Source organism: Rosistilla carotiformis (assembly GCF_007753095.1).
Classification (GTDB): domain Bacteria; phylum Planctomycetota; class Planctomycetia; order Pirellulales; family Pirellulaceae; genus Rosistilla; species Rosistilla carotiformis.
The window spans coordinates 7,054,446-7,076,990 of the sequence record NZ_CP036348.1 but is presented as its reverse complement, the minus strand read 5'-3'; the positions used below and the strand labels follow the sequence as shown (position 1 = coordinate 7,076,990).

General features: G+C 59.4%; 13 protein-coding genes. 9 read left to right on the top strand and 4 right to left on the bottom strand.

The annotated features are described in order from the left end of the window. Nucleotides 1-57 precede the first annotated feature (57 nt). Nucleotides 58-2,124, bottom strand: a complete 2,067-nt coding sequence (locus Poly24_RS25460; protein ID WP_145102209.1) for a thioredoxin domain-containing protein — start codon at nucleotides 2,122-2,124, stop codon at nucleotides 58-60. Nucleotides 2,125-2,470: 346 nt separating this feature from the next. Here Poly24_RS25460 and Poly24_RS25455 point away from each other — a divergent pair, with 346 nt between their 5' ends. Both Poly24_RS25455 and Poly24_RS25450 read left to right on the top strand, forming a co-directional pair. Then, nucleotides 2,471-4,633, top strand: a complete 2,163-nt coding sequence (locus Poly24_RS25455) for a sodium:solute symporter family protein (RefSeq protein WP_197452167.1) — start codon at nucleotides 2,471-2,473, stop codon at nucleotides 4,631-4,633. A gap of 424 nt (nucleotides 4,634-5,057) precedes the next feature. Next, complete coding sequence (locus tag Poly24_RS25450; RefSeq protein WP_145102200.1) at nucleotides 5,058-6,425, top strand: hypothetical protein; 1,368 nt, start codon at nucleotides 5,058-5,060, stop codon at nucleotides 6,423-6,425. Between the two features lie 115 nt (nucleotides 6,426-6,540). Here Poly24_RS25450 and Poly24_RS25445 read toward each other — a convergent pair whose 3' ends face one another. Both Poly24_RS25445 and Poly24_RS25440 read right to left on the bottom strand, forming a co-directional pair. After that, complete coding sequence (locus Poly24_RS25445; protein ID WP_145102194.1) at nucleotides 6,541-7,635, bottom strand: hypothetical protein; 1,095 nt, start codon at nucleotides 7,633-7,635, stop codon at nucleotides 6,541-6,543. Between the two features lie 279 nt (nucleotides 7,636-7,914). Continuing rightward, complete coding sequence (locus Poly24_RS25440) at nucleotides 7,915-10,725, bottom strand: hybrid sensor histidine kinase/response regulator (RefSeq protein ID WP_145102189.1); 2,811 nt, start codon at nucleotides 10,723-10,725, stop codon at nucleotides 7,915-7,917. Between the two features lie 256 nt (nucleotides 10,726-10,981). Between Poly24_RS25440 and Poly24_RS25435 the strand changes: the two genes are divergently transcribed. Then, nucleotides 10,982-12,157, top strand: a complete 1,176-nt coding sequence (locus Poly24_RS25435) for a pyridoxal-phosphate-dependent aminotransferase family protein (protein ID WP_145102184.1) — start codon at nucleotides 10,982-10,984, stop codon at nucleotides 12,155-12,157. 869 nt (nucleotides 12,158-13,026) lie between these two features. Next, the gene (locus Poly24_RS27235) at nucleotides 13,027-14,538 is read left to right on the top strand and encodes a calcium-binding protein (RefSeq protein WP_197452166.1); all 1,512 of its coding nucleotides are present in this window, start codon (nucleotides 13,027-13,029) and stop codon (nucleotides 14,536-14,538) included. A 138-nt stretch (nucleotides 14,539-14,676) separates the two neighbouring features. On the opposite strand, the gene Poly24_RS25420 is transcribed toward Poly24_RS27235, so the two are convergent. After that, nucleotides 14,677-16,632, bottom strand: a complete 1,956-nt coding sequence (locus Poly24_RS25420; RefSeq protein WP_145102180.1) for an ABC transporter ATP-binding protein — start codon at nucleotides 16,630-16,632, stop codon at nucleotides 14,677-14,679. A gap of 18 nt (nucleotides 16,633-16,650) precedes the next feature. Here Poly24_RS25420 and Poly24_RS25415 point away from each other — a divergent pair, with 18 nt between their 5' ends. The 5 genes from Poly24_RS25415 to Poly24_RS25395 all read left to right on the top strand — a co-directional run bounded on the left by Poly24_RS25415 (nucleotide 16,651) and on the right by Poly24_RS25395 (nucleotide 22,538). Beyond that, nucleotides 16,651-16,872, top strand: coding sequence for a hypothetical protein (locus Poly24_RS25415; RefSeq protein WP_145102177.1), 222 nt, complete (start codon nucleotides 16,651-16,653; stop codon nucleotides 16,870-16,872). 428 nt (nucleotides 16,873-17,300) lie between these two features. After that, nucleotides 17,301-18,647 (top strand): sodium:proton antiporter NhaD, encoded by a 1,347-nt coding sequence (gene nhaD / locus Poly24_RS25410; RefSeq protein ID WP_145102175.1) that lies wholly within the window; start codon nucleotides 17,301-17,303, stop codon nucleotides 18,645-18,647. A gap of 80 nt (nucleotides 18,648-18,727) precedes the next feature. After that, nucleotides 18,728-20,098, top strand: a complete 1,371-nt coding sequence (locus Poly24_RS25405) for an NAD(P)/FAD-dependent oxidoreductase (protein WP_145102172.1) — start codon at nucleotides 18,728-18,730, stop codon at nucleotides 20,096-20,098. A gap of 179 nt (nucleotides 20,099-20,277) precedes the next feature. Further along, a complete protein-coding gene (locus Poly24_RS25400) occupies nucleotides 20,278-20,706 on the top strand; it encodes a hypothetical protein (protein WP_145102168.1) in 429 nt (142 codons plus the stop codon). Nucleotides 20,707-21,011: 305 nt separating this feature from the next. Continuing rightward, entirely contained in the window at nucleotides 21,012-22,538 is a 1,527-nt protein-coding gene (locus Poly24_RS25395) for an efflux RND transporter periplasmic adaptor subunit (RefSeq protein ID WP_145102165.1), read from the top strand. Nucleotides 22,539-22,545: the final 7 nt, after the last annotated feature.

The following is a 22,545-nucleotide window of genomic DNA, read 5'->3' as shown; positions in this document are numbered from 1 at the left end:
ACCGCCAACAATTGACTGTAGGCAGCGGGTTGGGACTGGCAAGTCGTTTCGCTCTTATTAGTTCTTGGAGCCCAATGCGTCGAGAATCGCTGCGGTGCCGGTGGCCGGTTCCTTGCAGGTAAAACTTTCGCATTGGTAGAGCGTCGGATCTCCATCGACTGCGGTTTTGCCACGGAACAGATTTCCGATGGTCAGGTCGCGGCTCGGTTCGCTTCCGGTAGCGACTTCCGCAGCCAAGACGGCTCGCGGGCGATAGGCCTGGAAGTAGGCCGATTTCAGCTTCGTCAGCGATTCCGCCGACGGGTCGACTAACACAAACTGCTGCGTCGGGTTCAGACAGATATCCAGCGCGATCAACAATCGGCTGGCGGCCATCGCTTGTTCGGTCATCACGGTCACGGCCGATCGCAGCGTCAGGTTCGCCGCCGCTTCAAAACGTTCGTTGCCGGTCAGACGCGCCAAGCGGATCAACGCATACGCCGCTTCGCCATTGCCGCTGGGAACGCTGCTGTCGTGATAGTCTTTGGTACGCAGGATCAGCGATTCGTGATCGTCCGCGGTGTAGAAGAAACCGCCGGCGGTGGTGTCGCTGAAATGGTCGAGCATCTGGTCGGCCAATTCGCTGGCGCGGGCGAGCCACTTGCTGTCGCCATCGGCTTCGAACAGCGAAACCAACGCCGTGATCAGCGTCGCGTAATCATCGACGTATGCATCGAGATGCGACGTGCCTTGCCGGTAGGCGTGCAGCAGTCGTCCTTGATCGGTTCGCATCTGAGTCCAGATGAATTCGGCCGCTCCTTGAGCGACCTCCAGCATCCGCGCATCGCCCAGCACGCCGCTAGCCAGCGCCAACGCGTCGATCGCCAGCGCGTTCCAGCTGACAAGCACCTTATCGTCGCGGCCTGGTCGGACGCGCGACTCGCGAACCTCCAGCAGCCGCCCGCGATCTTCGGCCAGTTCGTTGCGGAGTGTTTCGTAATCGAGCCCCTGGCTGCTGGCGATCAATTCCAGCGGACGCCGCAGGTTGAGGATGCTCTTGCCTTCAAAGTTTCCCTCTTGAGTGATGTCGTAGATTTGGCAGAACCGCTCGCCCCTCGCTTCGCCCAAAAACTTGACGACCTCGTCGGGTGTCCAGACATAATATTTGCCTTCCTCGCCCTCGCTGTCGGCATCTTCGGTGCAGTGGATCGCGCCGCAGGGATCCAGCATGTCGCGGATCAGATATTCGAGCGACTCGCGTGCGACTTGAGCAAACCGCTGGTTGCCGGTCGCTTGATAGCCGCGTAGATAGATGCCGGCCAGCAGCGCGTTGTCGTAGAGCATCTTTTCGAAGTGCGGGACCAACCATCGCTCATCGACGCTGTACCGCGCGAATCCGCCGCCCAGGTGATCGTAGATCCCGCCATCGGCCATCTTCGAAAGCGTGACGGTGACGATGTTCAGCCAGCGGTCCTCGCCGGTCGCATGCCAGTGACGCAGCATCAGTTCCAGATCCATCGGATGCGGGAATTTGGGGCGCGATCCGAAGCCGCCGTTTTGAGCGTCGAAGGTTTCCGCTTTGGCTTTGCAAGCCGCCGCGATCCAGCGCGAGAACAGTTCGGGCTTGCCATCGGGCTGCGGCTGCAGCGACTCTTGCAGGTGATTCGTCATCTGATCGGCTTGGCACAAAACATCGGACTGCTTGTTTTCCCAAGCGTCGGCGACTGCGTTGACGATCGTATCGAAGCCCGGCATGCCCGATCGACTGGTCGGCGGGAAATAGGTTCCGCCGTAGAACGGTTTCCCCTCGGGAGTCAGGAACATGCTCATCGGCCAGCCTCCTTGGCCGGTCATCGCTTGGACCGCGTGCATGTAGATCTGATCGATGTCGGGCCGCTCCTCGCGATCGACTTTGATGCAGACGAAGCGATCGTTCAACAGCTCCGCGATCCGCGGCTGTTCAAAGCTCTCGTGCTCCATCACGTGGCACCAATGGCACGCCGCATATCCGATCGACAGAAAGATCGGCTTGTGTTCGTCTTTGGCTCGCTGTAACGCTTCCTCACCCCACGGATACCAATCGACGGGATTGTCTTGATGCTGCAACAGATAAGGACTGTTGGATTGAGCGAGTCGATTGGTCATGGCGGCAGCTTTCTTGAGAGGGCAGAGTTCAGCGATGGGGAGTGTGGCGGATCGGACCCCGTCCATTAACTCAAGTCTTCAGCAAGTCGGCTCGACTGGCAAGTCCCCGCGAAAAGGAGACGCAACGTTTGGGCTGCGGCGAACCGGCGGCAGCGCGATCGCGCCGAATCGGCTCGGTCAACGGGACACTAAAGCCAACCGGCGGGTACCCTAAAACGAATCTCCGCTTCGCCACGGTTCCCAAAAAATGAACGACTGCACTTGCACGATCGGTACGCTATACTCGTCCCCAAGTGTCCCGCCTCTCCTCACAGCAAACCCCCTCCCGCCTGCACGAGTTCGCCGCATGACTGTTATCGATATCATTGTTTTGATCGTCTACTTTGGCACCATGATCGGCATCGGCTTGTGGGCCATGCGACGTGTCAAAGGGCAAGAAGATTATTTCATGGGCGGCCGCGGGTTTGGCAAATTGCTGCAAACCTTCGCCGCCTTTGGTGCCGGCACCGGAGCTCATGAACCGGTGCAAGTCGGCCGGACCGGTTGGACCAGCGGGCTGTCGGGCGTTTGGTCGGCGCTGATGTGGTTGTTCGTGACGCCGATCTATTGGTTCACCGCCGTTTGGTATCGCCGGATGCGGCACCTGACCCTCGGCGATTGGTTTGTCGAACGCTATAACTCCAAAGCCCTCGGCGCCGCGTACACGCTGTTCGCGATCGTCTTCTATATGTTCTACCTGTCGACGATGCTCTCGGCGATCGCCAAGTTTTCGGTGCCGTTGATGGGTGTCGAGACGCTGTGGGGATACGAACTGAAGTACATTCTGATCCCGACGATCGCGGCGATCGTGATCGTCTACGGCGTGCTGGGCGGATTGACCGCCGCCTATTGGACCGATCTGATCCAAGGCATCTTCATCATCCTATTGTCGATCCTGTTGATCCCCTTTGGCCTGCTGGCACTAGTGAAACAGTTCGGCGATCCGGCGACGATGGGGATCATGGACGGTTTTACGATCCTGCATCAACGCGTTGCAGCCGACAATTTCAGTCTGTTCGCCGGCCCGAGTGCTGGTGAGTTCCCGCCGCAATACATCTTCGCGTTGACGTTGCTCGCCCTGGTCGGGATCGTTGTTCAGCCGCACTTCATCGCGACCGGTGGCGGTTCGGCGAAGAGCGAAGATGAGGCTCGGATCGGTCTGGTCGTCGGTAACTTACTGAAACGCTTGTGCACCGCCGGTTGGGCGTTGACGGCGCTGATCGCCCTGGCGCTGCTCGCAGGCAATGCGGAGATCGCCGCCGATCCGGATCGTGTCTGGGGCGTCGCGGCTCGCGAGATCCTGGGGCCGTTGAACCTCGGTCTGGTCGGATTGATGCTGGCCTGCTTGTTGGCAGCGATGATGAGTTCCGCGGACGCTTATATGATCGTCACCTCGGGCTTGGTCGTCCGCAACGTTTACGCAGCGTACATCGAACCCGACGCAACCGAAGCGAAATGTGTCGGCGTCGCGCGGATGACCGGCCTGATCATCATCGTAGGCGCGTCGATCGTGGCGATCTATTTCTCGAACGTCTTCGGTCAGTTCAAGATGGCGATCGAGTTGCCGCTGCTGTTTGCCGCTCCGTTCTGGATCGGAATGGTTTGGCGAAGAGCGAACCGAACGGCGGTCTGGTTGACGATCAGTTTTGTCGCTGTCGTCTTCTTCATCCTGCCGATCGCCCTGCCGATCGTGAACCCTGCGATGCGCGAAGATCCTTCGCTGACAACGACCACTCAGATCGTGACCACAACCCGCGTTAGGGAAGCCACGCCGGTCGACGTCGCCAAACATGAAGCTTGGGAGACGGCGGTCGCTCAAGCCGAAGAACGCCACGCGGACGATCCCGAGCGATTGGCCGACGTGCTGAAATCGATCGGCGCCGCGCCTCCCAAAGCGGAGATCGGGCAACCGATCACGCTAGTCAATAAGACCGGCGGCGCATCGATCTTCTGGAGCGAAGGAGTCGCGCCCGTCGGCGATGCGGAACTGGAAACCGTTTCCGAAACCGAAGCGGATGGCGTGAAGACGCTGGTGCAAAAACAGACCGGACCGATGGAGGGGAAAGGCAACTTCAACATCGATTTTATGGTCTACCATCTGCTGGGGATCGATCTTGGCAGCGTCTCCAAAGCGACCCTCGCCTCGCTGCGTCTTCCGCCGCGGGTACTGATGCCGTTTGTGTTCTTGATCGTCGTCAGCTACCTGACCCCACGCGATGACAAAGAGAAGTTGGACCGCTATTACGCCAAGATGAAAACCGAGGTCGATCCCGATCCGGAGAAGGATCGGGCGAAGCTGGAAGCATCGTACGCCGATCCGACTCGGTTCGACGATCGTCGGTTGGTGCCTGGCGGCGACATCGAGATCATGCGTCCCGGCCGCAAAGACATCGGCGGATTCGTGCTCTCGATCGCGGTTTGCGCCGCGATCATCGGCCTGTTGGTCTGGGTAGCCCAAATCGGCGCCTAAGCCCAAATACGAGCACGAAACGCGAGCGAGTGGTTCTGCATTCGATTACGCTGGAAACACGAGTACGAAACGCGACCACGGGGTTTTTGACCACTCGCTTGCGTTTCGTGCTGGTGTGTCATGAACCTACGATCCCCCCTCGTTTAACCGCAATACCGTTCAACGAAGGAGCCGCGGACGGTCGAAAGAATGAGCGGCGGGATGGAGTGGACGAGGTTACGAGTCCCTGCGATTTGGTCTGATGCAAAAGGACTCGTAACCTTGTCCACTACGCTTCGTGAACGGCATTGCGTCTAGCCGCGTGCCCGGCGGTCCGCGCGTCGTACTGCATGGCGCGCGGGGCGTTGCCACCGCGGTTAAACAACCTGCCTTTTCCTTCCTTCCTCCCTTCCCTTTCCCTTCCCTGCCTGGAGTGTGTGCTGCGATGAAACGGATCCCTAGCCCTGCGTGGCTGATGTTGCTGAGTCTCTTTTTGTGTGGCCCTGTTTCGGCGGATGAGTCATCGCTGCGCGTCGGCCGGTTCAGCGTCGATGCCTCGCCGCCGGTCGGCAGCCCGTTGGCCTACGATCCGACCATTGGCGTGCAGACGCCTCTTTCGTGCAGCGGCATCGTGCTGCTGGGATCGGGGGAACCGATCGTGTTGTGCGCGATCGACTGGATCGGAGTGGGGAACGATGGGAATCGCGAATTTAGACGCGCTCTGGCCAAAGCGGCCGGGACGACTCCCAATCGCGTGGCGGTACATTCCTTGCACCAACACGACGCCCCCGCCTGCGATTTCACCGCGGCTCAATTACTCGCCCAGCACGGCGTCACCAAGGTTCGGTACGATTCGCATTTCGCACAGCAGGTGATCGAGCGCGCCGCCAAGGCGGTCGCCGAAGCGACAGCTGACACCACGCCGGTCACGCACCTTGGCGTGGGCGAGGGAGAGATCGAAAAGGTTGCTTCGAACCGCCGCGTCCTCGGGGAGGATGGCAAAGTCAAATACGTTCGCTATTCCGCCACACGCAACCCCGTGATCCGAGACGCCCCGGTCGGGACGATCGATCCGATGTTGAAAATGATCAGTTTCTGGAACGGTGAATCGGCCGTGGCAGTGCTGACCTACTACGCCACGCACCCGCAAAGCTACTATCGCACCGGGCTGGCGAATCCCGACTTCCCCGGCATGGCACGAAACGCTCGCCAGGCCGAGACCGGTGTGCCGCACATCCACTTCAACGGCGCCGGCGGTAACATCGGTGCGGGGAAATGGAACGATGGCTCGAAGGAAAACCGGCAGGTGCTAGCCGACCGCGTTGCAGCCGGAATGAAGAAGGCTTGGGAAGCGACCAAGCGAACGCCGATCGCTGCCGCCGACATCGGATGGGAGACCGAATCGGTGCAACTGCCCGTCGGCAAACACCTGCAAGCCGAACCGTTGCAGAAGATCTTGGAGGACACAACGGCCGCAGGCCCGGTACGGCAAGCGGCCGCTAGGAACCTGGTTTGGCTGCGTCGCTGCGAAGCGGGAGATTGGCCGATCGAGATCGCTTGCTTGCGGATCGGCAAGGCGCGCGTGCTACACATGCCGGGCGAACTGTTCGTCGAATACCAACTGGCAGCTCAGAAGCAACGCCCCGACCTGTTCGTGGCGATGGCGGCCTACGGCGATTACGCTCCCGGCTATATCGGCACCGAGATCGCTTATGGCCAAGGAGGCTACGAGACGAGCGAACGCGCCTCGCGAGTCGCTCCACAAGTCGAAGGCGTCCTGACCGGCGCCGTCAACCGCTTGTTAGCCGATTAGGCCGATTGTCGCCTTTCGCTCCGCGAAAGTGCGTACACAGCAAGAACTGGTTTAAGAAGAACGCCTATCGCTCGCCGCACTTTCGCGGAGCGAAAGGCGATCAACGTGGCGCCCGTTATCGCCAGACGGTTCCTTGCTCGGGGCCCCATGGGACGCCTTGAGGTGCGATCGTCTGCATCGGTTGCGGACGAGCGAGGCCGTGATCGCGGATCGATTTCTTGTTGAAGCTTTGCGGCGGTTCGGGCTCGGCGACTTCGCCAGCGGCGACCTCTTGGCGACGTCGCATGTACCATCCGCTTGCGTCAGCCGATGCCAGGGTCGCTTGGATTCCTTGGCGTTGCGGGCTTGGTGTGGCGGCGGCGATCTGCGTGACGCCGTTCGATTGCGACATGTCGCCAGTCGGCGCGACGGCGGCGACTTGTGCCACGTCGGCTGCGGCGGGGCCACGGTTCTTCACGTACGCGTCGACGGGGCCGCTGCCACTGGCGACCCAGGCGAGCCAGGTGTCTTGCAGTTCGGACAGGCTCTCGTATCCGTAGTGGCGGCGGACTGCATGAGTCCATTGGCTCCCTTGCAGCGTCTCGCCGACAAAGTCGACAAACTTGCGGCGGCCGCCTTGTTCGATCAGGAATCGCGAAACCGAAAAGCCTTGAGCGTACAGCGGCAGGATATCGCTGGGGTATTCCCGCATCATGAACATTCGGTTCATCGGAATCCCACGGTTGTTGCTCAAAAACTCGCGAAGCATCTCTTCGTGTCGCTGCCGTTCGCTGTGGTGTTCCACGGTTGTGCTGGCCCCTTCATCGGCCCAGCGTGGCAGCGGTTGGCCGAAGTGCGTCGCCAGGACGGTGTGGGTGACTTCGTGCGGCAACACGCTGTCCATGATTCGGACTTGCGATCCTTGGATCGACATCCGGAAATCGCGGACGCCGCGGCGTGTGGGGGTGTATTCGGTCGCTCCGCCAGCGCCCAGATGCGGTGCGTCTTGCACCCGGATCGGACAGGGAGCGGGCCATGGTGGCAGTTCGCTGCCTAGCCAATCGATCGCCAATTGAGATCGAAACTGCTCCGCCGCGTCGCCAACCTGCTTGGCAAACTGCGGGGTGCTGGCCTGTACGATGAAGTTCTGCGTTCGGTAGCCGGCGCCAAAAGCGGGCACGGCTAGGAGGGTTGCGACAACGAAGAGACTGCGTAGAAAGCGAGCTTCCATGCTCAAAGACCTCGATCCATCGGGGTTCGGTTTTGAAGAGCGGGGAGTCTACGCGGAGACGCGACCGCGTCCAACGTCATTGTCGCCGAGAAACGTGGCGGTGACGGTCGTAGTTACCGCAACAAGATCGCTCAAACCGTGAAGTTTTCAAGACTTGCGAGTCGGCAAAAAAGATTCAGATTCCCGCCAAGAAACCTTAAAGTTCCCCGTGCAAGCATTGATATCAATTTGCTAGCACGTCACCTATTTGGTGTGTTCGCAGGCATGCAAAGCACCGCTTCAGCTGCTGGAAGGCTGCGTTTGCCGGCGGATCGTTTCAAACAGTTCCGCCGAAACGATCGGCTTGGTTACGTAATCGTCCATGCCAGCGGCGAGGCATCGCTCCCGATCCCCCTTCATCGCGCTAGCCGTCATCGCGATGATCGGGATGTGGCCGCCGCTTCCCTGTTCCTTCTCGCGAATCATTTCGGCAGCCTGCAGCCCATCGATCTCGGGCATCTGCACATCCATCAGGATCAAATCAAAGTCCTCCCGCTCCCAGGCTTGGATCGCTTCAAGGCCGTCGGCGGCGACGATCACCTGATGCCCTTGGCGTTTCAGCAGTCCAACCGCCACCCGTTGGTTGACCAGCCCGTCTTCGGCCAGCAGGATTTTTAGTGGAACGCCACTGGTTTCCTCGTCGGTCGTTTCATCGGACTCGGGCGTCACCGCCCCCGCACCGCTCCTGCATTGTTCGGCGAAGATGTCGATCAGGGTCTGCAGCAGTTCGGACTGGATCACCGGCTTGGTCATGTAGCGGATCACGCCCAACTGTTCGCATCGCTTGGCGTGTCCCGCTTGCGAAGCGGACGAGATCATCAGAATCTTTGTGTCGCGGATCGCGCTGTCGCTGCGGCAGCGCTCGACGAAAGCAAACCCATCCAATTCGGGCATCATGTAATCGAGCAGCACCAAGTCGAACGGCGGCCCCGTCCGAACCGATTCTTGCAATGCGTCGAGCCCGGCCAGCGGCGAATCCAACGCAACCGATTCGATCCCCCAGCTCTTGAGCATCTCGACAAAGACGCGGCGGTTGGTTGCATTGTCGTCGACGACAAGAACCCGCAGCGGGCGATCGGGCAGCGCGTCGAAGCGTGCAACCGGCTGCCGATCTTCCAGCACTTCGAACTCGGCCGTGAAATGGAACGTCGTTCCGGTCCCCACTTCGCTTTCGACCCAGATCTTGCCTCCGGCCAGTTCGACCAATTGAGACGAGATCGTCAGGCCGAGCCCGGTCCCGCCAAACCTCCGCGTCGTCGACGTATCGGCTTGGCTGAACGCTTCGAAGATGTGCGCCAGCTTGTCCTCGGGGATGCCAACGCCCGAATCGATCACGCGGGCGTGGATCCGCACATGGTCGTCGCATCGCGATTCCAAGCCGACGTCGATGATCACTTCCCCGGCACTCGTGAACTTGATCGCATTGCCGACTAGGTTCACGAGGATCTGCCGCAATCGTCCGGGATCCCCTCGCAACGTATCGGGAATCTCCGGCTCGACCCGGCAAGCAAGCTCCAGGTCCTTTTCAGCCGCTCGGATCGCCAGCGCCTGGCCGGTCAGACCGACGCAATCGCGCAGACTGAATTCGATCTCCTCCAGTTCCAAACGACCGGCTTCGATCTTTGAAAAATCGAGAATGTCGTTCAGCAAGCGCAGCAGGGCATCGGCCGAATGCTGGATCATCTTCAAATATTCCCGCTGCTCGCCGCTGAGCTTCGATCCCGCCATCAGATCGCTCATCCCAATGATCCCATTCATCGGAGTGCGAATCTCGTGACTCATGTTTGCCAAGAACGAACTCTTGGCTTTGTTGGCGTCACGGGCTTCGTCGCGGGCGACAACCAGTTCGCGGTTCGCCTGCGCCAACTCGCCACTCATCGCATTAAACTGAGCCGCCAGTCCAGCAACTTCGTCCTTGCCGGTGATCGCGACCGTCGTCTGCAACTCGCCCCGACCGATCGCCTCGGCCGCATCGGACAACCGATGCAATCGCCGCGACATCGAAATCGCGGTCAGGGTGCCAATCAGCATCGCAACGAAGGTTGCCATCAGCGACAACCAAACGATCCGTTGCCGCAACGTGTCGACCGGGGCGAAGACAATCGATTCGGCCCGTTCGTCGAGCACGATCCAGCCGAGCCCTGCATAGTCGGCGAAGCCGCGGGAAATCGCAAAGGCGGAAAGGTAACGTTCATCGCTGATCGGGTCGCGTCGGTAGAAGACGCTGCTGTTCGATTTGTCCGCGACGACAAGATGCTCCAAAAATGCGGTGCCATCGGCCAGCGGTTCCAGATCCATATCGCTGGCGCGAATGATCTTTCCCTTGGCGGTGAATAACACCAAGCGCTCGTCGGGGCTATGCCGCTGAACGCGTGCGTCGAAGACATCCAACACCGTTTGGATATTCATCACGATCTTGATCACGCCCAACAATTCGCCCTGTTCATCGTCGATCCGTTGGCAGATGTCGACCGAATAGATCCCCGCGCTCTCGTCGAACCGCACGTCGTCGATAAAGACACCTTTGCGAACCGCATGTTTCCACCAGTCTTCATCGTTTTGGCGGTAGTCGGAGGTTCGATTGGTTAGCGCTGCGTTGACGCCCCAGCGATTGGTGACGAAGACCTCGCCAAAGATCAGATACCCGCTCCCCTCGTTCAGCTTCTGCAGTCGCAGGCGGAGATCTCGCGACAGGGCGTTGAGCATCAGCGTCTGCATCAACTCGGTTTCGACGTTTGGCGGGGCGTCGGTCCATTGGCGATCGCGCTGGGCGATCGTTTGCTCAGGCTCGTCGAGTTCGGAAAACTCGCGATTGGAAGCCTGCAACGTCTGCTGAACCAAGCCGCTTTGCGAATAAGCTTTCCAGTCGGCCGACCGCGATTGAACGACTCGATCGATCTCATCGATCACCGCGCTGGCTCGCATCAACGAAGTGGTTTCGATCGCATGCCGCAGACTTCGTTCGCTGACATTGGTTGCGTAGCTGCCGACGATCCAAATCAGCATGGCTGGGATCAACGACGCGAGCAGCAGCTTATGAACGATTCGCATGTTCGTGCACGAGGAGTTAGCCGAAGAGCAGGCGGGCCTCGCGTTTCCGATAACCGCGAACCCGCCAGAATCCGTAGGCAATCACTGCTTCCAGTGTAACCATTCGGTGGGGTGCGGTGCGAATCGAATGCCAAAACGGCGTGGAGACGACCGGCAGGTGAACCTTTGTTACGATACGGCGTGGAGTGCGAAATGCGGAATCGCCGCGTGACGCACCGCTCGACACTCCCCTTGCGACCACAGGACCGCCCTGACCATGTCCGATCTACTCAGCAAACTCGATCCCCCGCAACGCGTCTTGATGGGCCCCGGCCCCAGCGATGTTCCCGCCCGTATTTTGAACGCCCTGGCCGCGCCGACGATCGGACATTTGGATCCCGCTTATCTGCAGTTGATGGATCAAACGCGGCAGTTGATGCGTCAGGTGTTTCAGACCGAAAACGAAATGACGCTGGCGATCTCCGGCACCGGATCGGCTGGGATGGAGGCGTGTGTCACGAATCTAATCGAGCGGGGCGATCGGATGATCGCCTGCGTGTCGGGCGTCTTTGGGGGTCGGATGGCCGATGTCGCAGGCCGCTACGGGGCGTCGGTTGATCTTGTCGAGGTGCCGTGGGGAGAAGCGATCCGGCCGGAGCAGGTTGAAGCGGCGCTGAAGGCCGCGCCGCAGACCAAAGCGGTTGGGATCGTGCAAGCTGAAACGAGCACCGGCCTGTTGCAACCGCTGGATGAAATCGCCGAGATCGTCCACGCGCACGATGCGCTGCTGGTCGTCGACGCGGTGACCAGTTTAGGCGGCATGGAAGTGCCGGTTGACCGACTGGGGATCGACGCTTGTTTCTCGGGGACGCAGAAGAACCTCTCCTGCCCGCCCGGCCTGGCTCCCGTGACGTTCAGCCAACGCGCTGTCGAGATCATGGACCGCCGCAAATCGAAAGTCGGCAGCTGGTATTTGGATCTATCGATGATCCGCAACTACTGGGGCAGCGACCGCAGCTACCACCACACCGCACCGATCAACATGACCTACGCTTTGCGAGAAGCCTTGCAGATCATCGTCGAAGAGGGCCTGGTCGCTCGTTTCGAGCGGCATCAAGCGATGCATCGACGCTTGCGCGCCGGACTCGAAGCGCTCGGCCTGACCTACATTCCACAGCACAGTCTGCCCAACTTGAACTGTGTCCGCGTCCCCGATGGCGTCGACGATGCGGCGGTCCGTCGTCAGTTGCTGACCGAATATGGGATCGAGATCGGCGCAGGACTGGGGCCATTTAAAGGGACCGCATGGCGAATCGGCCTAATGGGCCACAGTTGCACGGCGCGGAACGTAACCCTGATCCTGGCCGCACTAGAAACGATCCTGCGCCAATCGGGCAGCCTGATCGAACCCGGCTCCGCCCTAGCCGCCGCAGCCCAAGCCAGCGACGCCTAACCCACAACCGTAACACAGCGTCATCTTTCACCCTCCCCCAAACGAAGTTTGAAGGGGAGGGGCGAACGAGCGAAGCGATGTTCGGGGAGGGGAGTTGCACGCATTGCTGCGTCTTGAACCGCGTGTGGAGCCCTCCCCGAAAAACTTGCTAAACGCACGTTTTTCGAACCTCTCAGCTTCGCCGGGCGGGTGCAGCGCCGGTCGCTGCCGGGCGACAGACTTCACCCTCCCTCAAACGAAGTTTGAAGGGGAGGGTCGAACAAGCGAAGCGAAGTTTGGGGAGGGAAGTTCGCGCATCGCTGCGTCTTGAACCGATGCTCGCGCCCTCCCCGAAAAACTTGCTAAACGCACGTTTTTCGACCCTCCCAGCTTCGCCGGGCGGGTGCAGTGCCGGTCGCTGCCGGGCGACAGACTTCACCCTCCCTCAAACGAAGTTTGAAGGGGAGGGTCGAACGAGCGCAGCGATGTTCGGGGAGGGGTGTTCGCGCATCGCTTGGGTTTGAACCGATGCTGAGCCCTCCCCTAGTTTGTCCGGGCAGATCTGCAACGGTTCGGTCGATCGCAGCGCTGTGCAATTATTTTCTCAAGCCGAACCGATTCCTCGCATGGCTCCCGGCTGCGGAACGAGACCTAGCGTTCACCGTAGCGGGTTCATTTGATGCGAGGTGCGTCCAGGCGGGCGCTCGATCGGATGCCGCGATGCCTAATCCAATCAATGTCTATTCAATCGAGTTCAAGGGCAAAACAATATGAAGCGGTTCGTTCAGTCCATCAAGAATCTGTATCTCGGAAATATCTCCAACGAAACCGAAGCTCCCGAGCTACCGAAACCGCGCGCACTCGGCGACGGCACCGAAACAACTGAGCCCATGTTGCTGATGTCAGCGTCCTGCGGCAGCGCTGGCGATATCGTCGACAGCGACATGCCCGAACCCAACGATGAGATGCCATCTTGTGGCAGCGATGGGGGCCACGGTTGTGGTGCCAGCGGCCACGATCTGTTCGGCAAAGAGGGCGACGACGCATGCGACATCTTCGATGACGCTGGACAGGACGATGCTGGACAGGATGATGCTGGTCAGGACGATGCTGGTCAGGACGATGCTGGTCAGGACGATGTCATTAACGCGATCGAAGGTACCGATGGGCACGACTTGTTGGTTGGCGGTGAAGGTGCTGACACGATTAACGGCAACGCGGGTTCGGATTTGCTCAAGGGTGGCGCCGGCAATGACACGATCGACGGCGGCAGTGGCGACGATCTGATCAAGGGCGGAGCTGGCGATGATAAGCTCGAAGGTGGCGAAGGTGCCGACCTGCTCAAGGGGGAAGAGGGTGACGACCTAGTGAAGGGAGGTGCCGGAAACGATGTCCTCCAGGGCGGCCTTGGCGATGACTTGATCGACGGCGGCGAAGGCAACGACCTAGCCGACTTCAGCGGCAACCGCGACGATTATTCGATCGTCGACCTCGGCAACGGAACGCTGCAGATCAGCGGTCCCGATGGCGATGACCTGATCCGATCTGTCGAAACGCTACGATTCAGCGATCAAACCGTACTCGTTTCCGATATCCTCAACCCGACACCACCAGTCGTTGAAGAACCACCGGTAGCTGAAGAGCCGCCAGTGGTCGTTGATCCTCCGATGGTTGATCACCCTCCCGTCGTCGAACCTCCAGTAGCTGAAGAGCCGCCAGTGGTCGTCGATCCCCCGATGGTTGATCACCCTCCCGTCGTCGAACCTCCAGTAGCTGAAGAGCCACCCGTTGTCGTCGATCCCCCCGTGGTTGATCACCCACCCATCGTCGAACCTCCGGTAGCTGAAGAGCCGCCAGTGGTCGTCGATCCCCCCGTAGTTGATCACCCTCCCGTCGTCGATCCACCGGTAGCTGAAGAGCCACCCGTGGTCGTCGATCCTCCCGTGGTTGCTTACCCACCTGTCGTCGAACCTCCGGTAGCTCAAGAGCCACCTGTGGTCGTCGATCCCCCCGTGGTTAATCATCCACCTGTCGTCGAGCCGCCGGTAGCTGAAGAGCCACCCGTGGTCGTCGATCCTCCTATGGTTGGCCAACCACCTGTCGAAGAGCCACCGGTAGCTGAAGAGCCGCCAGTGGTCGTCGATCCCCCCGTGGTTGACCACCCACCGGTCGCCGAACCACCGGTGGCTGAAGAGCCACCGGTGGTCGTCGATCCCCCCATGGATGGATATACAACCAATGGCGGAATGGATGACGGATCCGATGACGAGGACGAGGACGAATATTGGCGAAACGGAAGCGAGCGGGCGAACGAATATCGCCGCAACGTTTTCGAATACCTGAAAGCCAACAAGCGTGGCGGATCGGGCGGCGATAAAGACAATCCGTTCGGCGGCTACTAAACCTTCGCTCGCCAGAGCGAGCTAATTCACCTAGGCACGTCGCGTTTTGCACACAGCAAACCGCGGCGGTGCAGCGGAATCGATGAACGAATAGGAGCGGTCACGGAACGACTGCTCTATAGCGGATCAGGGACTCGATCAAAGAGGGGTGCTCGTCGCAGAGCCATTGGCGTGCGGCATCGGTTGCATCTGTAGATGGACCATTTCTTGGTAGCGACCGTTTTGCGACATCAGTTCTTGGTGCGTGCCGACTTGCACCACGCGTCCCTCTTCCATCACGACGATCTTGTCGGCGTGAATGATCGTACTCAAGCGGTGAGCGATCACGATCGAGGTCCGGTTCTGCAGCAGATAGCCGAGACTGTCCTGAATCAGTCGTTCGCTTTCGCTGTCCAGATTGCTGGTCGCTTCGTCCAGGATCAAGATCTTCGGATCGGCGAGGATCGCTCGAGCGATCGCCAGCCGTTGTCGCTGCCCTCCGCTCAGCTTGACGCCCCGTTCGCCGATCCAGCTCTCGTAGCCTTCGGGCAGCTTTTCGATAAACTCCGCCGCCGCAGCCGCCTGCGCCGCCGCTTGCACTTCGGCCAGCGAGGCATCGCGTCGGGCGTAACCGATGTTGTCGCGAATCGTCCCGTCGAACAGAAAGACATCTTGTTCGACGATCCCCAACAGCTTGCGGAAGCTCTCCAAGCGAATGTCGCGCAGATCGCGGCCATCCAAACGGATCGCACCGGAAACGGGATCGTAAAACCGGGCGATCAGATTCGTCAGCGTCGTCTTCCCGGCGCCACTGCGTCCGACCAATGCGACCGTTTGCCCAGGTTGGATCTCCAGGCAAACGTCCTGCAAGACCATCGATTCGGTATCGGGATAGCGGAAGCCGACGTTTTCGAGCGTGATCGCACCTGCAACCTCCTCTTTTCGCAGACTGACCGCCGTCGGATTGGTCGGCAGTTCGCGAGGGCTTTCCAGAACATCCAGCACGCGATCCAGCCCCGCCAGGTTGTTCTGGAACGTAACCGCGCTGCCGGCTAGCGCGGCGATCGGGTCCAACAGCATCGTCAGATAGACCAGGAACATCATCAGGTCGCCGAGCGTTAGTTCGCCGTTGATGATCTGCGAACCGCCGTACAGCAGCAGCCCCGTCGACGCCAGCGGAATGACGACCTCCCAAATGATCTCGATCGCGCGGCTCCACCACCATGTGAACAATTGTTGCCGAACCAGCATCGTCCCCTCGCGGACGAAGCGGTTCGATTCGCTGCGGGCGCGAGCGAAGGTGCGGACGATGCGGATCCCGCCAAACGTTTCGGTCGCCCCGGCGTCGATGTGCTGTCGCTGCTTGCGGATGTCTTTGAACATCGGCCGGATCCGGTTGATCCATGTGCGATGGGTGATGTAGACGCCGGGCAACAGCAGCAGCCCGCCGAGCATCAGTTTCCAGTCGACCAACATCAAGATGATCAAGCTGCCCACGAACTGGATGATCGCACGCCACGGGTTGTACAGCATGCTGAAGATCAGATCGGCGATCCCGCCAGCATCCTCGCGGATCAGGCTCGCCGCCCCGCCGCTCTTCAGTTTGTAGACTCGGGTCAACGGCAATCGGATCGCGTGATCGAAGACCTTGCGACGGATCGAGATTTGAACCTGATTGACGGTCTTCGTCGCCAGCCAGCGGCCCCACAATTGGATCACCGTGGCGCACGCTGTAAAAAATGCGGCTCCTAACGCGATCGCTACCAGCAGCGACATCTTCTCCTCGGGCCAGGCGAACCCTTGTAGGAAACCGGGCAATGGTTTGGCCGGATCGGTCAGCACGCAATCGATCGCCAGTTTGGTCGCCGCGGGCGGAACCAGACGCAGCAGCGTGGCCACCGATAACGTCGCCAGCCCCAGGATCACCCGCCCACGATATTGCCCCAGCAGTCCCCAGAATTCGGTGAACAGCTGGTAAAAGGAACGCTGGCGGTTGGTGCCGCGACCGCCGTGAGGGCTTGGACTCGCCGAGTGAGGGTTGCCACCGGAGCTTCGTTTTTCTCGAAATTCTTGGCGGTACTGGTCGAAACGCTGACGGGAAGATTCTGGATGCATAAACCATTGGTATGCGTTTTGACTCAAAATGACAAGTCCGCCCTGGGCAAGTTGCCGTCCGAGGCCGTCCACTTCGATACTTCGCGATTGCAAATCCTATGCGCCGAAGAGAGACACGACACCGAGGATGCCTTCCAACGACGCTTCGTATCGATTCTCTCTCCGCGCTCGGGGCGCGCATTTGCTGATCGCGGCGGCCAGATTGTTTTCAGCAGCGATGCGAGCTTCCACTGGAATTGACAATCTCGCGGGACCTGCTCATATCAAAAGCACTTGGCACGTTTCGTGCTTTATAGACGGCGTCGTCACTGACGCGACGTAACGCTCGAACGGCTGCGAACCAATTCATTGCTGCGTGTCACGCCCCCTCGATATTGCTCCGTTGGAGCGTGAGGTCGGCGTCGGTGTCGGCGAGATTCTCCCATTCGGGGAGTGCTTGTTGGAGGAGCTGTCGGAGATTTACGCGTCAGTCCGAGTTATCGCGATGGCGTCCTGTTCGCAGCCGATTTCTTCCCGTGGAAGCATTCCGTTGCGTTTGGCATCGGGGCTTGCGCAAAGCGGAAAAGAAAAGAGGTTTCCAGTGTGATGCCTCGAAACCCATGGTCATTTGATTGCCGTAGGTTCTACAGGCTCGAATGTCGATCGATATCCACCCACAACCACCACCTATGCTTACCCTCATTCTTTGCATTTTTGTCCTTGGCTATTTAGCGATCGCGTTCGAGCACAAATTGAAGATCAACAAAGCCGCCACCGCGCTGTTCATCGGCGTTGCTTGCTGGTCGATCTATACGGTTGAGGTCAACGACTTGTTGCCTCGCGATGCGATTCCCGATTGGTTTCGCCAGGAAGCGATCGCCGAACAGGTGGAGAATGTGCGGCTGCACTATGCGATCGATGCCCAGCACCTGATCCAGACCGGCGAGATCGCCAGCATCCTCTTCTTTCTGATGGGAGCGATGACGATCGTCGAGCTTGTCGATTCGCACGAAGGGTTTGCGTTGATCACCGATCGCATCCGAACTCGCGACAAGCGGACGCTGCTGTGGACGGTTGGTCTGCTGACGTTTGTCCTCTCGGCGATCCTCGACAATCTGACGACCACGATCGTGATGGTCTCGCTGTTGCGGAAACTGATCGGCGACCGGGAGGACCGGTTGCGGTTCGTCGGCTTGGTTGTGATCGCCGCCAATGCGGGCGGTGCTTGGACGGTGATCGGCGACGTGACGACGACGATGTTGTGGATCAAGCACAAGCTGGGGACCGTCGAAGTGATGCGCGAACTGTTCGTCGGATCGCTGGTCTGTTTGATCGTTCCCCTGATCGGGTTGACGCGTTCGATGCCTGGCAAGTTTCAACCGCCGGAGGTCGACGAATCACACGTCGATAAAGACATTCGCCCCTGGCACCAGTGGCTGTTTCTAATCCTGGGCGTGATGGGGCTGATCGGCGTTCCGATCTTCAAAACGATCACGCATCTGCCTCCTTACATGGGCATGATGTTGAGTCTGTCGGTGTTGTGGGTTGTCTCGGAATTGGTCGGGCATACGTTGGATGAACAGACGCGATCGAGTACGGGGGTGCTGCCCGCGCTGCGAAGAGTCGACATGTCGAGCATCTTGTTCTTTCTCGGGATTTTGTTGGCCGTTGGTGCCTTGGGAGCCACCGGTACGCTGGCGTCGGCCGCAGCGTGGCTCGATTCGGTCCTCCCCAATCGCGACGTGGTGGCGGTTGTGATCGGGCTCGTCTCTTCGGTCGTCGACAACGTTCCGTTGGTCGCGGCGGGAATTGAGATGTACGACCTGCCGATGAATCATCCGTTTTGGATGTTGCTGGCCTATTGTGCGGGAACCGGCGGCAGCTGTTTGATCATCGGATCGGCTGCGGGGGTGGCGGCGATGGGAATCGAGCACGTCGATTTTATGTGGTACTTGAAACGGATCGCCCCTTGGGCGGTTGCCGGTTACTTGGCCGGCGCGGCAGTGGTTATCGCGATGCAAACGTTTATCAGCTAACCTATGGGCGATTGTGTTTCGGATAATCAACGTCTTTGGCGTTGCCGTTGTTGAACCATCGACCCAGCAGTTTTCAAGCGATGAACACCCAACCTCATGTCGTCATCGTCGGCGGCGGTTTCGGCGGCCTGCAAGCGGCCAAGCAGCTTCGTAAGTCAAACGTTCGTGTGACGCTTGTCGACCGCCATAATTACCACCTGTTTCAACCGCTGTTGTACCAAGTGGCGACGGGCGGTTTGTCGCCGGCGAACATCGCCACGCCGCTGCGTGCGATTCTGCGGAAGCAAGCGAATTGCCAGGTGCTGCTGGCGGAGGTGACTGATTTTGATGTCGCCAACAACCGCTTGGTCTTGGCCGATGGTGAACTCACGTACGACACGCTGGTGTTGGCCGCCGGAGCGACGCACAGCTACTTCGGGAACGACCAATGGGCCGAATTCGCGCCGGGACTGAAGACGCTTGGCGATGCGACTGAAATTCGCCGCCGCATCTACCTGGCGTTTGAAGCTGCCGAGCGGGAGCCCGATCCGGAGGCTCGAAAAGCGTTGATGACGTTCGTTGTTGTCGGTGGCGGCCCGACGGGAGTCGAATTGGCGGGGACGCTTTCGGAAATCGCCGAACACACGCTCGCCCGCGACTTTCGCAACATCCGTCCTCAAGACGCGCGGATCATGATCATCGAAGGGGCACCGCATGTGTTGAATCATTACGACGAGGCGTTGAGCCAGCGAGCGGCTGATAAAATCCGCCAGTTCCATATCGAAGTCCATACGCATACGCGAGTCAACGAGATCACTGCCGATCATGTCCGCATGAGCTCCGAGGGCTGTGAAACCATCGTGCCGACGCGGACGGTGTTGTGGGGAGCGGGCGTGCAAGCGAACCCGCTGGGCAAGCGACTAGCCGCCGCTTGTGGCTTAGAGACCGATCGCGCGGGGCACATCCCCGTCGATGGGTTTCTGAACGTGACGGGGCACAAAAACATCTTTGCCGTCGGGGATATCGCCACGTGTTTGGATGAAGAAGGGAAGCCGCTGCCGGGGCTCGCCGCCGTGGCGATGCAGCAGGGCGGTTATGTCGCCGACGCGATCGCGGCACGAGTCGCTGTGACAGGCCAGTCGGAACCATTTAAGTACCACAACAAAGGGACGATGGCGACGATCGGTCGCGCTGCCGCGGTGGTACAGATCGGCAAGCGTCAGTTTTGCGGATTTTTTGCTTGGCTATTGTGGCTGTTCGTCCACTTGTTGTTGATCGTGCAATTTCAAAACCGGGTGCTGATCCTGTTTCAGTGGGCTTGGAATTACGCCACGTTCAATCGAAGTGCGCGACTGATCACCGGCGACGAGCACGTGGTGATCGTGCGACAACCAAAACTGATCGAAGCGACGCAAGAGGATTCACTGGCGGCCGCTTCGGACAATCTGCCTGCCGATTCAGCGAAAGGATAGATCGCACACCAGATCGGTCGCAAATGCTGGCAATTTGTTGTCGCGACGTTGTTTACGCCGTTTAGATACTTCTTGTTTTAACGAGAAGTAATGTAGACCAATCGCCTGATAACCGATACAAATTAACGTGTGTCGGCGACCCGACTTCAGTGCCGAATCGACTTCAGATGAAGCTAGCCATGATTCAGAACATCCTCACCCTATCGACCACGGTCGCCATTGTGCTTCACGCACTGTTGGGGTGTTGTGTGCATCACGAACATGCTTGCGCGTCGCAGGAGGTTTCGGCGGTTTCTCAGTCGATGGATCATTGCCATGGGCATCACCACGATGCTGGCAATCGATGCAACGATGGCCAAAGCGATCAACAGAGCCAAGACGCTCCTCATCCTCCTTGCGATGAAATCGATTGCAGTCTGATCTCGGTCGTTCGCAATCTCGATGTCAGCCTGTTGTTCTCGGTAACCACTTGGGTTCCCGCGCTCGATTACACCGCTGCCCATTCGGCTCAAGCGTCGTTGATCAACCGCTACGATAACAACGATCCGCCGGATCTCTTCTTCGGCAATCTGCCACTGCGTACGCTGACGCAGGTCTGGCGACTATAACGCGGACCTCGTCGATCGTGAACCGATCGATGGGATTTCCTTCCGCTCGCTTTTGTTGTGTGCCGCTGTCGATCATGCCAATGACCTTCCACTAAGGTTGATGTGTGGTATCGCTTGCGCGTGCAAAAACGGTCGGATCGCAATCTCACTTCTCGTTCATCAATCGCCACGCTTGCGTGTTGTCTCTCTACCAATCCTTGGACTGTTACTTCGACGAACCGCGGCGCATGTCGCGGCCAACGCGACGAGTCGGTCTCGGGATAAGTAAATGCTCTTCGGCTGGATGTTTCGTTGGAATCATTGCGATGAAGTTCCGTATTCCCCAATCAAAAAAACTCGCCCAGTGGGCCTGGCTCGGCGGCCTGTTGCTAGTGGTCCTGGTCGCAGGTTTCACCTGGCAGCGATGGTTCCCCGCGACGCAGTCGTGGGTCGGTCGAACCGTGGCGGTCTTCCGGTCGGGCGGTCCCGAATCGGAGCATGGAGGCGAATCTGCCGTCGCCGATCCGCACGCCGGGCACGATCACTCGGGGCATGCGCACGCCGGTCACGACGAAGCCTCCTCCTTGGAGCTCTCGGCGCAAGCGATCCGCAACATCGGACTATCGGATGAAACGATCCAACCCATCCGATTGGAGACGTATCGCAAATCGATCACCGTTCCGGCCGTGGTCGTCGAGCGACCGGGGCGATCGCGCGTCCAAGTCGCCACGCCGATGACCGGCGTGATCACTCATGTCCACGCGGTTCAAGGCGAAGCGATCGAGCCGGGAGCTCTACTGTTTCAGGTCCGCTTGACCCATGAAGACCTTGTGCAAGCTCAGACCGAATTCGTCCAGACGCTTGGCGAATGGGATGTCGAGAAGCGTGAGATCGCTCGGCTGCAAGACGTCACCCGCAGCGGCGCCGTGGCGGGCAAGGTGTTGCTGGAACGGGAGTATGCGAAAGACAAATTGGAAGCCGCGCTCAGCGCCCAACGGGAATCGCTGCGACTGCACGGACTGTCGGATAAACAAGTCGAACAGATCGCTAGCGAACGTCGTTTGTTGCGAGAGCTGCAGATCTACGCTCCCTCGGTCGACAACCATCCCGAAGAGGAATTGCGGCTGTCGATGAATCCAATCCAAGCTGCCGCGTACACGCACAATCGCCAAGCCGCGCAACCGGCCGACGGGTTGCCCGCGGTGGCTGGACCTTTGATCCTGCAAGAACTGGCGGTCCACAAGGGCCAGTCGGTCAGTGCTGGCGAGACGCTGTGCATCCTGGCCGAATACGACGAACTGTTTATCGAAGGTCTGGCCTTCGAACAGGACATCGATCAACTGCGTCGCGCGTCGCAGAACGATTGGACTGTCGACGCCGTCTTCGACCAACCCAATGACAAAAAGCAGATCGTGGCGGGACTGCGGATCGTCTATTTAGACAATCGCGTCGATCCCGATTCGCGAACGTTGAACTTCTACGTCCGGTTGACCAATCAGGTGACGAAGGATCAACGCGCCGACGGCAACCGCTATATCGAGTGGCGATATCTTCCTGGTCAGCGTCTGCAGTTGCGGGTGCCGGTCGAAGAATGGCCACAACAGATCGTCTTGCCGGTCGAAGCGGTCGCTCGCGAAGGAGCGGAGTTTTTCGTCTTCCAGCAGAACGGAAACCACTTCGATCGGATCCCCGTCCACGTCAAATACCGCGATCAATATTCAGCGGTGATCGACAACGATGGCTCACTGTTCCCCGGCGACGTGGTCGCGATGCGTGGTGCACATCAGATGCAAATGGCCCTGAAGAACAAAGCTGGCGGCGGAGTTGATCCGCACGCAGGCCACAACCACTAAAGGGCAT